Source organism: Brachyspira aalborgi (assembly GCF_008016455.1).
In the GTDB taxonomy this organism is placed as follows: domain Bacteria; phylum Spirochaetota; class Brachyspiria; order Brachyspirales; family Brachyspiraceae; genus Brachyspira; species Brachyspira aalborgi.
This window is the reverse complement of record NZ_SAXU01000001.1, coordinates 1,238,799-1,253,038: the sequence shown is the minus strand read 5'-3', so window position 1 is coordinate 1,253,038 and position 14,240 is coordinate 1,238,799. Positions and strand designations below refer to the sequence as shown.

Sequence of the window (14,240 nt, the reverse complement as noted above, 5' to 3'; positions counted from 1 at the left end):
ATTAGAAAGTAATTATATAATAAAATCGTTTAATATTCAATATATAACTTTAAAAATTAATTTATTTTTTTAATCTTTTAGATTTTATTTTATTAGAATTAATCATAAGTTTTTTTAACTCTTTAATATTTTTATTATTTAACGCTTTCTTAAAATCGCTTAAACAATTTATATATTGAGATAGAGATTTAGATAAATATTTTGAATTATATAAAAACAATTCGCTCCACATATTGGCGTCTATAGTTCCAACTCTCGTATGGTCGCCCAAACTATTTCCTTCATAACCGAATGATTCTAAAAATTGTTTATGATTAACTATTGAGCATGCGATTATATGCATAAGTTGACTCGTGAAAGCTATCATATAATCATGTTTTTCTGCATTTGAGAAAATTATTTTTTTGCAACCGATATCTTTCGATAATTTCTCTATTTTTTTTATATCTTCTTTTTTTGCTTTATCGTTTGCCACTATTATAGCGTTTGAATTTTTAAATAAACTTTCCGTTGAATTATCGTATCCGCCTTTTTCTTTTCCCGCCATAGGATGAAGTCCGATATATTTTTTATTTGAAGTCGCTTTGAAAATATCTTTTTTTACTCCGCAGAAATCGGAAAGTATTTTTTTATCGCCAATTAAATTTTTATATTTTTTAATTATATTTAAAGCTATAGAAGGAATTGAGCAAATCATAATAATATCTGCAAATTCAAAAGCTTCTTTTATATTTGAATAATTATAAAAACCTTTTTCTATATATTTGTCTTTTAATGCTGATTTTATATTTTTTTTATTCGTATCTATAGCCCAAATTCTATAATTTTTTTTAGATTTTTTTAAAGCTTTAACGAGAGAGCCTCCCATTAAACCAAGCCCAATAACAGTTATTTTTAACATAATAATTCCTTTATTTTATTGTAAAACGGATTTTATAAAAAAACAATACGATAAAATATTTTGTTTAATTGAAATATAATTTTTTTAATATAAAATGTTATCGATTTATTTTATAAGGTTGTTAAAATTTATTATTTAATGGGAAAGGGAATATTTTTATTTATAGGAGTCGCTTCTTTATCTGCATCTGCAATATTCGTAAGGCTTGCAAACGCTCCCGCTTCAATAACGGCTTTTTACAGATTATTTTTTACTTTTATTTTAATTTTTCCTTTAACAATTTTAAAAAAATCAAATAGAGAAGAATTAAAATCATTAACTAAAAAAGATATTATTTTATGCATAATTTCTGGCTTTTCTTTAGGACTGCATTATTTTTTATGGTTTCAATCTTTAAATTTTACATCGGTTGCAAGTTCTACCGTAATAGTGACTTTACAGCCTTTATTTTCTTTAATATTCGGATATTTTATTTTTAAAGAAAAATATACAAATAAGGCAATATTAGGATTTATAATCGCTTTTGCTGGTTCTTTTATAATCGGATTAGGAGATTTTCAAATTAATCCGAAAGCTTTATTTGGAGATTTTTTGGCTTTAATTGCCGCTATTTTTATAAGCGTTAATTTTATAATAGGACAATATATTAGAAAAAGATTATCGGCGATTAATTATACGGCATTTACTTATATTCCCGCATTTATATTTTTAGGTTTTCTTTCTTTTATAATTAAAGTTAATTTTTTTGAATATTCTTTTGAAACTTGGATTTATATTTTATGTTTAACTTTAATATCGACTATGCTCGGACATTTTATATTTACTTGGCTTTTAAGATGGTTTTCTGCAACCGTAATTTCTATGACTATATTAGGAGAAGCCGTTGGCGCTTGCATTTTAGGATATTTTATATTAAACGAAAGCGTCAGTTTAAAACAATTAGTTGGAATTATAATAATATTATTCGGAATTGGATTATTTCTTAAAGAAAGCAATATAAATTAAATCATTGATAAAATTATTATTAGTTATATAATATTGAAAATTGAAAATAAATTATAAATAAATGGGAGAAAATTTTTTATGAAATTTTTTATTGATACGGCAAATGTTGAAGATATAAAAAAAGCTAACGATATGGGAGTAATATGCGGAGTTACGACAAATCCGTCTTTGATAGCTAAAGAAGGAAAAAACTTTAACGATGTTATAAAAGAAATTACTTCAATAGTTGATGGTCCTATTTCGGGCGAGGTTAAGGCTACTACTATAAAAGCTGAAGATATGATTGTAGAGGCGAGAGAGATTGCTAAAATTCATAAAAATATGGTTGTAAAAATTCCTATGACTGTAGAAGGATTGAAGGCGGTTAAAATTTTATCTAAAGAAGGAATAAAAACGAATGTCACTTTAATATTTTCCGCCAATCAAGCTTTGCTTGCAGCAAGAGCGGGTGCTACTTATGTTTCGCCATTTTTAGGAAGATTGGACGATATTTCTACAGATGGATTAGAATTAATAAGAACGATAGCCGATATTTTTGCAACGCATGGTATTGACACTGAAATAATTTCTGCAAGCGTTAGACATCCTATACATGTTACAGAATGCGCATTAGCTGGAGCGGATATTGCAACAGTTCCTTATAGTGTTATAGAGCAGATGACGAAACATCCTTTAACCGAACAAGGAATAGAAAAATTCAAAAAAGATTATGAAGCGGTATTTGGAAAATAAATTTTAAATAATAATTTTAAATTATAAATATTTTAAATAGTAAATATTATTAAAGAAAAATAAAATTGGCGATTAAAAAAAGTTTTTCATTAATTATAAATTAATTAAAGATTATTTTTTTGAAAAACTATTTTCTTCGCCTTTTAATAATCTCTTATAATTCGGTATATGTTTTATTATTATAAACAAAGCCAAAAGTATCGTTATAGGAAGTAGGAGTTTATAATCTATATTAAAAAATATTCTATACAAAAAATTAAACTTAAAATATAAAACGCTCAAAACTATCGGAAACATTATCGCTCCAACTGTGCTTCCCATTGCAACAGTTTTTTTTGAAGCGAATAAACCTATAAAGAAAAATACCATTGTAATAATCAAACTTACAGGAGCAAGCATAAACATTGTTCCCGCGCTTGTCGCAACTCCCTTTCCGCCTTTGAAACCTAAAAATATTGAAAATACATGTCCGATTATCGCGGCAACCGCGCATATAATTAAAATATTATTTTGTCCTTTCAATATAAACGAAGGAATTAAAACCGCAATCATTCCCTTTCCAATATCGCAGAAGTATGCAAGAATTCCCGCTTTTTTTCCGCATAATCTTAAAACATTGCTAGCTCCTGGATTAGCGCTTCCTTCCTTTCTCACATCATGCCCGTTTGCTTTTCCAATTATAAATGAAAAAGGAATCGCTCCTATTAAATAAGAAATTAGAACGCTTATAATTTTAACTATCATTTTTTTTACCTCTCTTTCTAAAATTAAGAATTATAGGAGTTCCTCTAAAATCAAAAATCTCTCTAAATTTATTTTCTAAATATCTTCTATAATGAGAATTTAATTTATGAGGATTATTACAAAATATTGCAAAAGCTGGCGGATTTATTCCCGTTTGAGTCGCGTAAAAAATCTTAAAAGGACTTCCGCCTGCCGATATCGTATATTCTCTTGTAGCTCTAACAAAAGTTTCTGTAAGCGAATGAGTTTCAAATTTCTGTCTTCTTGTTTTAGCGACTCTAATTGCCAAAGATAAAAGTTTTTCGGCGTCTTTTTTTTTAGTTGCCGACACTTTCGCGTAAAAAACATAATTTAAAACGGGAAAAGTTTCTTTCATATATGTTTCATAATCGTTCCAAGTTATGCCTTTCTCTCTAATATCCCATTTATTTGCAGCGATTACTATTCCTTTTTTTCTTTCAATTATTAAATTTGCTATCGTTTTATCTTGTTCTGTTAAACCTTCAAAAACATCGAGCATAAGAATACAAACATCGGAAGCTTCTATTGATTTTATCGCTCTGTTTACGCTATAATATTCTATATCGGAATTTACATTTTTCTTTTTTCTTATTCCCGCCGTATCTATTAAACAAATTTCATTTCCGTTAAAATTAAAAGTTTCATCTATTGGGTCTCTTGTCGTTCCCGCGATATTTGAAACTATGCTTCTTTCTTTTCCGATTAAAGTATTTAAAAGAGTAGATTTTCCAGCGTTTGGTTTTCCGACTATTGCTATATTTACTTTATTTTTTTCTGCAATAAATTCTTCTAAATTTTTATTATCTTCATTTTCCGAATTTTCAATTATTTTTTTCTTTTCTTTAAATTCATTTTTATTAAAGCTTTTATATATATTCAAAATTTTTTCTTTTAAGTCGTCTATTCCTTTATTATGTTCGGCGCTAACGCTTACCATTTCTTTTATGCCGAGCGAGTAGAATTCGTTTATTAATTGATTATGCGAATCTGCATCAACTTTATTAATTACGAGTATAATCGGTTTATTTGATTTTCTTATAGCGTTTATAAAATGTTTGTCGTCAGGATGGTTTTGATGAGCGTCAACTAAAAATAAAAGTATATCGGAATCTTCAGTCGCCGTTTTCAAAGCTTTCTCTCTAACTTTTTCATTTAAAATATCTTCGCTTATATCTAAAAGTCCGCCAGTATCGAATATATTAAATTCAATATTTTCTATAAAAGTTTTCGCTATTCCAATATCTCTTGTCACTCCAGCCGTAGAATCGACTATAGATTTTCTTCTTCCTACTAATCTATTGAAAAGAGTCGATTTTCCAACATTTGGTCTTCCAAGTATGGCAATATTTTTCATAATTAATTTTTCAATTCTTTATAATTTATAATTAAATTAAATATTATGATATCATAATTTTTAGTATATTTCTATAGTTTATAGTTATATAAAAATAATATTAATAAAATTTTTATTTATCCGAAAATATTAACATAATATTATTATTTATCAGGAGTATAAACTTGAAAGAACCAATAATAGCGGGCATTGATGCAGGAAGCTCATCGGTGAAGACGGTTATAGCTCGCGTAAATGATGATAAACTTGAAGTTATAGGAATAGGCGAGAGCGAAAGCGAAGGAATTATAAAAGGAATTGTAGTAAATATAGAAGCTGCCGCAAACGCTATAGAAAAATCTGTAAATCAAGCCGAACATATGGCGGGTATTCAAGCCCCCGATGTAATAGCCACGATAGGCGGAGAACATATTAAAGGAAAAAATAGCAAAGGAGTAATAGGAGTAAATAATAAAAATAAAGAAGTTACTTCTTTGGAAATAGAAAGAGTATTAGAAAGCGCAAAAAATATATTGATGCCGCAAGATAGAGAAATAATAGAAACTATAGAGCAGGAATATTCTTTAGACGAACAAGATGAAATAAAAAATCCTATAGGAATGTCAGGCACAAGATTAGAAACGAGAGTTCATATAATAACGGGACTCAAATATGTTAGCGATAATTTGAAAAGAACTTTAAATAAAATGGGATTTTCAGGAAAAGATTTTATAGTAAATGTTAGAGGAAGCGCCGAAGCCGTTCTTACGAAAGACGAAAAAGATTTAGGCGTTGTCGTTTTCGATATAGGACATTCAACAACTTCTTTAATGGTATTTTTAGAAGGGACAGTTTGGCATACGGCGGTTATTCCGATTGGAAGCTATCATATAACAAACGATATTTCAAAAGGATTAAGAATTACAATTCCAGCTGCAGAAAAATTAAAATGCGATTACGGTTATGCTTTTATAGATATGATAGGAGAGAGAGAAATTATAGAAGTTCCTACGGCAAGCGGTAAATTTAAAACTATTCCAAAAATAACTTTAACAGAAATAATACAACCGAGAGTAGAAGAGATATTGCATCTATGCGGAAAGGAACTTGCAAAAATGAAATATATAGATTCTTTATCCGCGGGAATGGTATTTACGGGAGGCGGAGCTTTATTGCCAGGACTTACAGACCTTGCTAAAGCTTATCAAACTGCGGTAAAAGGTTCGATTCCAATATCGGCAAGAATAGGAGTGCCAGACCAAATAGCGGGAATAAGAGATATTGCAAATAATCCAGCTTATTCTTCTGTTATAGGAATATTAATGATGAGTTTAGACGAAGCTACTTTAATGAATATACAAAGCGGTAAGAAATTTTCCGATAAAAAATTTAAATTCAAAAATCCTTTCAGCAAAAATCCATTCACAGAATTTTTTAAATAATTAATTAAATCAAAACGCTTATTTTTATAAATAGTTAACATAACTCCTTAAGTTTATGATTAATATAACGAAAATTATATAAATTAGGCATTAATTATATAAATTTATTTAAATTTATTTGAATTTTTTTTAATTAATCGCTTGACAAATTTATTAAACTAGTGTATAAAATTAAATAATATTATGCTATTAATTAAAACAAGGAGTGCAATAAATGAAAAGGTTATTCGCAGTATTAGCATCTATTTTTATCGCCGCATCAGCTTACGGATTGACGAATTCGACTCTGATTGATTTTAGTATATCAGGTAATGCCGACAATCTACAAAGCGAAGAAGGCGATACTAATGAATTGATTACAGCCCAACAAAGCCTATATAACGATAATTGGGTTGTATGGTTGAACGATTCCGCAAGGCTTACGGAAAATCGCAGAAATTCCTATGTTACCAATACGGATAGTAAAGGTAATAACGGAACTTGGGAAGAAGGAAAAGTTCTCGGTATAAGAGTTCATTTTCCTATAGCCGCATGGAATAGCTACGCGTTAGTTAAACCCGCTTATGAGCTTGAAATGTATGGCGGAGCTGAAGGAACAAAATATACCGAAGGCAAAGGCGTTATACATAATGTTGGCGAAATAAGGTCAATAAGTTCATGGGTATACGGACGAAATTATTTAATTAGCTATTTTGTTAATTTGCAAAACGAATTAGGCGAATTAAAATCTTATCCTATGGGTAATGTTTATTTCAGCGGTTGGAGACAATTAAAATGGGAAAATAGAGAATATTTGCCAAATGTTCGCGATAGAATATTGGTTAGAGAGCCTCTTTATCCTAAATTGATGCCTTCTGTAAAAATAGATTCTATAGGTTTTTATAGAACTAAAGATACGAGAGGCGGAGACTTTATAGCTTATGTTAAAGACATTACGGTAGAACATGATTTAGCTGTTGTAGACTTTGAAGAAGATATAGACGATGAAGGCACATGGCAATTAATAAAAACCGAAAATGAAAGAAGACAAGCTATAGAAGCAGCAAGAGTTCGCGAAGTAACCGAATTGAGAGATTTGGAACAAAGAAGAATGGGCGGACAACAACAACAACAAAATGCTGAAGAAGAACAAGCTCAATAATTTGATTGTTAACTAATTGAAAATAAAAGGGAAAGCAAAGTATTATTGTTTTCCCTTTTTTATTTTTTATGATATAATTAATAATTAAATTATATAAATAAATTAAAGAGGTAAATAATGAGATTAGAAAATAAACCTATATTAAATAAAGAAGATTCTTTATGTATATGCATAGACTTGCAAGAGAGATTATTACCAGCTATGCATAATTTGGATGAGTTAATAAAAAATGCGAATATTTTATTAAAAATGTCTGAAATATACGATATTTCCGTTTTGGCAACGGAACAGTATCCGAAAGGGCTTGGCAACACAGACTCAAGAATAGTATTGCCTAAAAATCATAAATTATTTTCTAAAGAATATTTTAGCATTTTTGGAAGCGAAGATTTTGTAAAAGAGTTTAATTCTCTTAATAAAAAAAATATAATAGTATTCGGAGCGGAGACTCATGTATGCGTTTATTATAGCGTTTTACATTTAGTTAAAAACGGATATAATGTATTTGTTATCGCTGACGCTTGCGCATCGAGAACTAAAGAAAATAAAGAAATTTCTTTAGAGCAGATGAAAAAAGTCGGAGCTAATGTAATAAGCGCGGAAATGATTTTATTTTGGCATATAGAAAGCGCTAAAGTTCCGAATTTTAAAGAATTAAGCAATTTAGTAAAATAATTAAAGAGAGGTTTAATAAAATGAGAAGAAAACTTATAGCTGGAAATTGGAAAATGAATAATACCAATAAAGAAGCTTTGGAATTAGTATCGCAATTAAAAGATATGATTAAAGATGCAAAAGATAGAGATATTATGATAGCGCCGACATTTACTTGTTTAAGCGATGTTAATAACGCTATTAAAGGAACTAATATCAAACTTGGAGCGCAAAATCTATATTTTGAAGAAAAAGGCGCTTTTACGGGACAAATTTCAGCCGATATGCTTATTTCGGTTGGTTGTGAATATGTTATTATAGGGCATTCGGAGTGCAGAGATATATTTACAGAAAAAGACGAACTTATAAATAAAAAAGTAAAAAGAGCTTTAGATAAAAATCTTATTCCCGTTTTATGCGTTGGCGAGCATTTGGAAGAAAGAGAGAAAGGAATCACCTCCGATATAGTAAGCGGACAAGTAAAAAAAGCTTTTCAAGGTTTAAGCGAAAGCGAAGCGTCTAAAGTAGTAATAGCTTATGAGCCTGTATGGGCGATTGGAACAGGAAAAACGGCGACTCCTCAAGATGCGGACGATGTTCATAAAACTATAAGAGAAACTTTAAAATCTCTATATAACGATAAAATTGCAGATAACACAATGATTTTATACGGCGGAAGCGTAAACGAAAAGAATGCGGACGATTTACTCAATATGCCGAATATAGACGGCGCTTTGGTTGGCGGAGCTTCTTTAGTTGCAGATAAATTTGCAAGAATAGTAAATTATATCGCAAAATAGATATTGTATTTATAATTTAAGGATTGTATAATAGTTGATTATTATATTTTGAGATTCATTATGAGACGAATAAATACAATAATTTATATAATACCGTTTGCGTTTTTATTTTGTTATAATATAGTTTTTAGCCAAACGCCTAGCATTTCAAAAAAAGAATTTTATTTTATGAAAGGAAATATAGGCGGTTCGGCTATAACTATGTATCTTTATATTAAAGGAAACAGAATAACGGGAAAATATTATTACGACAGCATTAAACAGTTTATAGATATTAACGGAAATATAAACGGAGATACTTTTTATATAAACGAATTTGTTAATAATAATAAGATTGCTTCTCTAAACGGAAAAGTCACGGAAAATATGTTTTTTTCGGGCGATTGGATATCTTCAGACTTTAATAATAAACATTATTTTAATTTTTCAAGATATAGTTCGTCTTCTATAAGCAAAGCGACAATTATTAACTCTTCTTTAAAAATAGATTTGGAAGGAAGCGGAAAATTTGATTCTAGCAGAGATGCCGTAGTTATAGAAAATCAAATAAAATCTAAAGTTTTGGATAAAATATCTATAGATGTTGACGGAGTAAAATCTTTAGATGAAAATGGAATTGCCGATATATTAAGCAAAGAAATTATAGCCGATTATAATAATTGGAAAAATAATTTATCTTTAGAAACGGACATTAATGTAAAAAGAGAGATTAAAATATCTTATTTGGACGATAAAATAATATCTTTTGCAATAAATAATTATTCTTTTGTCGGCGGAGTTCATGGAATAGACACTTCAGTCGCCTATATTTATTCTATAAGCACGGGAAACAGAATAGGAATAAAATTATCGGAATTAATATCTAATCCGAGCGATATGGATTTAATTAATTTAATTAGAAATAAATTATTAATTAATTATTCTGAAAAAGACTTTTTTGATTTTAACGCTATAGAATTAAGCGATACTTTTGATATAACGCCAACGGGAATAAAATTTATTTACCCCGTTTATAAAATAGCGGGATATTCTTTAGGCATTATAGAAATTGAATTTACTTTTTCGGAATTAAAGCCTTTTATAAAATCAAGCTCTCCGTTTTTTTATTTATTTGAATAGGTTATTTTTATGAACGATAAAGATATAGATAAAATAATGAAAGAACTTTTGAAAGTTACTAAAAGTATGCCAATGCCTGTAGTGACAGAAATTAAATTAGTGACAAATAGAGACGCTTATAAAATTTTAATATCTACAATGCTTTCTTTAAGAACTAAAGATTCTACTACAAGAGACGCTTCTATGAGATTATTTGAAAAAGCGGGAAATCCTAAAGATATGTTAAAATTAAGCGAAGAAGAAATAGCAAAATTAATTTATCCCGTAGGTTTTTATAGAGTTAAGGCAAAAAATATTTTAGAAGTATCTCAAACTATTATAGACGATTATAACGGAAAAGTGCCTGACGAAATAGACGAACTTTTGAAACTTCGAGGAGTTGGCAGAAAGGTTGCAAATTTGGTTATCACAGAAGCGTTTGATAAATATGGAATTTGCGTTGATACTCATGTGCATAGAATATCGAATAGATTCGGATATGTTTCGACTAAAAAGCCCGAACAAACAGAATTTGCCTTAAGAAAAAAACTTCCAAAAAAATATTGGCGAGTTTATAACGACACTTTAGTAATATACGGGCAGAATTTATGTAAGCCTATAAATCCTTTATGTAATCAATGTAGCGTTTCAAAATATTGCGATTATTTTAAGAATAAAAATTAATTCTTTTATTATTTTAATGTTATAACAAAAAAGAATATAAATTTTATATTTGCTTGTTTTTGTCCTTGTGGGAAAACGAAATTTTTTATTAAAACCGCTTGACATATCCTTAAAAATGTTATATAATTATAATAGTCAATTAATTAAATTAAAAATATTTAAATTATTTTGTTGATAAAAATTTTTAAATATTATAAAATATTGTTAAATTAAATTAATCAATATTGAAAAAAAATTTAAAATAAACTATTGACTAATTTTTAAACTTATTGTATAAATTAAAAGTTAGTTAAAAAATATTTAAATTGTTATTGACTAATTTTTTAAATGTTGTATAATTTAATTAAATATTAATTTTATTGATAGAGTTATGATAGTAAAATATTTATCTTATAGTTTGGGTTACCGTCAACCGTCAACCGTCAACCGTCAACCGTCAACCGTCAACCGTCAACCGTCAACATGAGATAAATTTATTCTTTGCATTTTTAAATATAATTTATTCTTTTTACAAAAGCACGCAAAATTATTTGTTCTTTTTTGATAGCAAAAAAGAACCAAAAAACTATTCCTTTTTTTGTAAAAAAAGGAAATAAAAAAACATTAACAATCGGAATTTAAAGCTCAATAACTATGGCTTGGGCAATTTTTTAAAATTTACTTTATTTAGCAACGGGAATTATATTCCCTTAATACAGAATATAAAATTTTATTTATATTCATTATTTAATTTTGAAATAATAAGTCGTTTATTTATGACTTTTTACATAATCGTTGTAGATTTTACGGATTATATCATTACAAATTATTTATTAAAGAATTCTTTATTAAAAGTTTTTTCTTTGAACTATTCATTTGAAAAAATTTATTTTAATTCTTCTTTTAATAATTTTTATTTGAATTATTCAAAAGAATTTTCTTTTAATTATTTGAATTCTTTTTTGAATTTTGAAGTAATGAATAATTTTGTAAAACTCAATGATTTTGTAAATTGTTATAAATGGAAGGATTTTTTATTTAATACGAAAAATCAAAAAAAATTTTAAAAAGGAGAGAGAAAATGAAAAAGATTTTTCTAACAACAATAACTTTGCTTTCTATAGTAAGCGCGTCAGTTTTTGGTATGTATGGAGTTAATTCGGGAGATTGGATTCAATTCCTTACTCACGGTAATCAGTTCAGAGCAAGAGTGCAACAATTAGGCTTCACGCTCGGAAACGACACTATTAAAGGAACTTTCGGATTCTTTAATAATGGTAGAGGAGCTTGGGGTTCTATGTTGTCTACAAATGCTAGCGATTTAGGACAAGGTTTATATTATGACTTTACTCCGACAATTTCTATGGGTTTAGCTTATACTTCTTCTTTAATAAGCGTAGGAGTTGGTTATAATGCAACTATAGGACAAAAATGGACAAAAAATAACGGTAAAAAGACAGAAGCCGTAGTTCATACGCCTGTTTTAGTTTTAAACGCTTTGGACAATGCATTTAGAATGGCTATTCCTATTCAAGTTGTTAATCTTACCGACAAAATTGATGGAGTAAAAGGAAGCATAACGGCAGTAAGTTTAGACGCTCAATTTAGATATTATACAGGTTTAGACTTCTTGCCTCAAATCAGATTGTATATTAAATACGGAAACTATGGATTTCAATTTAGCGGAGGAGGAGAGAAATTTAAAGAAACATTCGCGGAATCATTCGGATTTGACTTTAGATTGTATTTCGGTTCTATGGTTGAAGAAGTGGCTTTACAACCTTATATTAAATTGGCTTATAATGGCGCTTTAGGAAAACAACATAGTAAAACAAGCGTTACGGCGCTTGGCGCTCTTGATGATTCTGTAAAAGTTGCGAATAGTGTTTATTCAGCTGCTAGTGGTGGAGGTGTTGACGCTTTAACTTCTGCTTATGCTGGAGGTCCTAGTTCGAAAAAAGGCGCGTGGGATTTGACATTAGCTCCAGTTTTGGGATTAACTGCAAACAGCGATATAGTTTCATTATATGTTGAGCCTTCATTAGGTTTGAAAATTACTCAACCAGGAAGCGCAACAGACAACAAAGTTAAAGAACTTTACAGTTTATATTGGGGCGCTTATGCGGAAATCTACATTACGCCTTTGAAAAACCTTGAATGGTATTTTGAGGCAGATGTAAGCGGCGGAGATGCAACAAAACAACCGCCAGTGAAATTTGCAGCCTCTACGGGTATAACTTGGTATTTGCCAGCGCTTTAATTAATTAGAAAGTAAATAAATTTATAATAAGGGACTTGTCGATTGGCGAGTTCCTTATTTATAAGTTTTTCTTTTTAGAAAGAAATTCTTTTATTTTTTTGATACCAAAAAGAATAAATAATTTTTGTTATCAAAAAAGAATAAGAATTTTGATTTACTTAATAATAAAGTAAAAATTTAAATTGCATCTTTCTTATACAGAGGATTATTCTCAAATCCTTTGTATTTCCTATAATTTTGGCGTCTTTCGTTTGTTGCGGACGGAGGGCGCTTTTATTTTTTTGCAGGTTTTATTTTAATTGAATATTTTTTAAAAATTATTTTTTACGATTATAATAAATGAATTATATAAAGTTTAAAAAGTTGCAAAATCTCAGAAGACAACTTTCAATAAGAGAAAAATTATAATTAAATGAATTAATATAAAGTTTTAAAAGCGATATTAAAGTTTATTTATTTCGTCTATGGTTAAGCCCGTTATTTTTTTTATTAATTCTATGTCTATATTTTCTTTTTTCATTGATTTTGCCATTGAAAATTCTCTTTCTTTTATAGCTTCTGATAACTCTTCTTTGTAAAAATATTCATTCCATTCTTTTTTTCTATAAGCGTTTATTAATGGGTCGCTATCGATAAAACTTTGACATCTCTTCTCAACTTCTTCAAAAATATTATTTTCTTTTATTAAGTTTGACATATTCTCCCCCTTGAAAAATTTTATCCAACTTGATAATTTTTCTTTGTCATTATTTAAATTAAATTTCGGAAGCTCAATATAATGCAACATGCAATGGTCGGTTAATATTTTGTTATGTTTAATTTCTTTCAATAAATAGCAAGAATGCAAATCGTCTATATCATTGAATAAAACAAAATCTAAAACATTAATGCTAATCACGGGCGAAAGTTTTGTATAATTTTCGGATTTGTTTAAAAGTGAACTATAGCTATTCGCCCAATAATAAAGACTTCTACGAATAAAATATTGATTTCCTTGCAATTGAATTTCAATTATAACGGTTTGATTGTCTTCGGTAATGCATTTCACATCGACGATTGATTTTTTGCCGTCTAAATATTTTGTAAGATTAAACGGGTTAAGAATTACAACATTATTGAAAGTTTGAAAATTTAAATCAATCATTACTCCGTTAATGAAGTCTAAAACAATATTTTCATTTCCTTCGTCTGAAAAAAGATAACGAATAAAGCAGTCATTTTTTTTATTTAAACTATCAATGGTAATAATTTCATTTTTAGTTTTTTCTAAATATTCAAATTCTTCCATAAATATATTATAGCAGAATAATTTTATTTGTCAAAATAGAATACGATTTATATTTATTCTTAATTCGATAAAAAATAAAGAAATAAATTGAGAATTTGGTTGATTAGGATAATTGAGAGGAAGGGTTGAATTTGCAAGAGTTAATGGATTATAAATTG

Annotated in this window: 14 protein-coding genes; 10 read left to right on the top strand and 4 right to left on the bottom strand. The window is 28.3% G+C overall.

Annotated features, from left to right (window positions below; all coding sequences use genetic code 11):
• Window positions 1-61: 61 nt before the first annotated feature.
• A complete protein-coding gene (locus EPJ79_RS05635; RefSeq protein WP_147738758.1) occupies window positions 62-901 on the bottom strand; it encodes a prephenate dehydrogenase in 840 nt (279 codons plus the stop codon).
• A gap of 138 nt (window positions 902-1,039) precedes the next feature.
• Here EPJ79_RS05635 and EPJ79_RS05630 point away from each other — a divergent pair, with 138 nt between their 5' ends.
• Together EPJ79_RS05630 and fsa are read left to right on the top strand one after the other, a co-directional pair.
• Window positions 1,040-1,906, top strand: coding sequence for a DMT family transporter (locus EPJ79_RS05630; protein ID WP_147560854.1), 867 nt, complete (start codon window positions 1,040-1,042; stop codon window positions 1,904-1,906).
• 78 nt (window positions 1,907-1,984) lie between these two features.
• Window positions 1,985-2,638 carry a fructose-6-phosphate aldolase gene (fsa, locus tag EPJ79_RS05625; protein WP_147738757.1) on the top strand — a complete coding sequence of 218 codons (654 nt, stop codon included), beginning with the start codon at window positions 1,985-1,987 and terminating at the stop codon, window positions 2,636-2,638.
• Between the two features lie 111 nt (window positions 2,639-2,749).
• Here the strand turns inward: fsa and plsY are convergent, their stop codons facing one another.
• Both plsY and der read right to left on the bottom strand, forming a co-directional pair.
• Window positions 2,750-3,382, bottom strand: coding sequence for a glycerol-3-phosphate 1-O-acyltransferase PlsY (gene plsY, locus EPJ79_RS05620; RefSeq protein WP_147738756.1), 633 nt, complete (start codon window positions 3,380-3,382; stop codon window positions 2,750-2,752).
• Window positions 3,372-4,757, bottom strand: coding sequence for a ribosome biogenesis GTPase Der (der, locus tag EPJ79_RS05615; protein WP_147738755.1), 1,386 nt, complete (start codon window positions 4,755-4,757; stop codon window positions 3,372-3,374). The genes plsY and der overlap by 11 nt, the downstream gene beginning before the upstream one ends.
• Window positions 4,758-4,921: 164 nt before the next feature.
• Between der and ftsA the strand changes: the two genes are divergently transcribed.
• From ftsA to EPJ79_RS05575, 8 genes are all read left to right on the top strand, one after another.
• Window positions 4,922-6,178 (top strand): cell division protein FtsA, encoded by a 1,257-nt coding sequence (gene ftsA / locus EPJ79_RS05610; protein ID WP_021958837.1) that lies wholly within the window; start codon window positions 4,922-4,924, stop codon window positions 6,176-6,178.
• Between the two features lie 214 nt (window positions 6,179-6,392).
• Complete coding sequence (locus EPJ79_RS05605) at window positions 6,393-7,319, top strand: flagellar filament outer layer protein FlaA (RefSeq protein ID WP_147738754.1); 927 nt, start codon at window positions 6,393-6,395, stop codon at window positions 7,317-7,319.
• 117 nt (window positions 7,320-7,436) lie between these two features.
• A complete protein-coding gene (locus tag EPJ79_RS05600) occupies window positions 7,437-7,994 on the top strand; it encodes an isochorismatase family protein (RefSeq protein ID WP_147738753.1) in 558 nt (185 codons plus the stop codon).
• A gap of 20 nt (window positions 7,995-8,014) precedes the next feature.
• Window positions 8,015-8,773, top strand: coding sequence for a triose-phosphate isomerase (gene tpiA, locus EPJ79_RS05595; RefSeq protein ID WP_147738752.1), 759 nt, complete (start codon window positions 8,015-8,017; stop codon window positions 8,771-8,773).
• Between the two features lie 168 nt (window positions 8,774-8,941).
• Window positions 8,942-9,892 (top strand): RsiV family protein, encoded by a 951-nt coding sequence (locus tag EPJ79_RS05590; protein WP_244289074.1) that lies wholly within the window; start codon window positions 8,942-8,944, stop codon window positions 9,890-9,892.
• A 9-nt stretch (window positions 9,893-9,901) separates the two neighbouring features.
• Entirely contained in the window at window positions 9,902-10,555 is a 654-nt protein-coding gene (locus EPJ79_RS05585; RefSeq protein ID WP_147738750.1) for an endonuclease III domain-containing protein, read from the top strand.
• 755 nt (window positions 10,556-11,310) lie between these two features.
• Window positions 11,311-11,601 (top strand): hypothetical protein, encoded by a 291-nt coding sequence (locus EPJ79_RS05580; RefSeq protein WP_147736508.1) that lies wholly within the window; start codon window positions 11,311-11,313, stop codon window positions 11,599-11,601.
• Between the two features lie 14 nt (window positions 11,602-11,615).
• Window positions 11,616-12,794, top strand: coding sequence for a cell surface protein (locus EPJ79_RS05575; RefSeq protein ID WP_147738749.1), 1,179 nt, complete (start codon window positions 11,616-11,618; stop codon window positions 12,792-12,794).
• A 442-nt stretch (window positions 12,795-13,236) separates the two neighbouring features.
• Here the strand turns inward: EPJ79_RS05575 and EPJ79_RS05570 are convergent, their stop codons facing one another.
• Window positions 13,237-14,082, bottom strand: a complete 846-nt coding sequence (locus tag EPJ79_RS05570; RefSeq protein ID WP_147738748.1) for an Rpn family recombination-promoting nuclease/putative transposase — start codon at window positions 14,080-14,082, stop codon at window positions 13,237-13,239.
• Window positions 14,083-14,240: the final 158 nt, after the last annotated feature.

Bases quoted from the DNA above. Each gene is read 5' to 3' on its own strand.
- der (WP_147738755.1), bottom strand. From the start codon at position 4,757: ATGAAAAATATTGCCATACTTGGAAGACCAAATGTTGGAAAATCGACT.
- tpiA (WP_147738752.1), top strand. From the start codon at position 8,015: ATGAGAAGAAAACTTATAGCTGGAAATTGGAAAATGAATAATACCAAT.
- EPJ79_RS05630 (WP_147560854.1), top strand. From the start codon at position 1,040: ATGGGAAAGGGAATATTTTTATTTATAGGAGTCGCTTCTTTATCTGCA.
- plsY (WP_147738756.1), bottom strand. From the start codon at position 3,382: ATGATAGTTAAAATTATAAGCGTTCTAATTTCTTATTTAATAGGAGCG.
- EPJ79_RS05635 (WP_147738758.1), bottom strand. From the start codon at position 901: ATGTTAAAAATAACTGTTATTGGGCTTGGTTTAATGGGAGGCTCTCTC.
- EPJ79_RS05575 (WP_147738749.1), top strand. From the start codon at position 11,616: ATGAAAAAGATTTTTCTAACAACAATAACTTTGCTTTCTATAGTAAGC.
- EPJ79_RS05600 (WP_147738753.1), top strand. From the start codon at position 7,437: ATGAGATTAGAAAATAAACCTATATTAAATAAAGAAGATTCTTTATGT.
- fsa (WP_147738757.1), top strand. From the start codon at position 1,985: ATGAAATTTTTTATTGATACGGCAAATGTTGAAGATATAAAAAAAGCT.
- EPJ79_RS05605 (WP_147738754.1), top strand. From the start codon at position 6,393: ATGAAAAGGTTATTCGCAGTATTAGCATCTATTTTTATCGCCGCATCA.
- EPJ79_RS05580 (WP_147736508.1), top strand. From the start codon at position 11,311: ATGACTTTTTACATAATCGTTGTAGATTTTACGGATTATATCATTACA.
- EPJ79_RS05590 (WP_244289074.1), top strand. From the start codon at position 8,942: ATGAAAGGAAATATAGGCGGTTCGGCTATAACTATGTATCTTTATATT.
- EPJ79_RS05585 (WP_147738750.1), top strand. From the start codon at position 9,902: ATGAACGATAAAGATATAGATAAAATAATGAAAGAACTTTTGAAAGTT.
- EPJ79_RS05570 (WP_147738748.1), bottom strand. From the start codon at position 14,082: ATGGAAGAATTTGAATATTTAGAAAAAACTAAAAATGAAATTATTACC.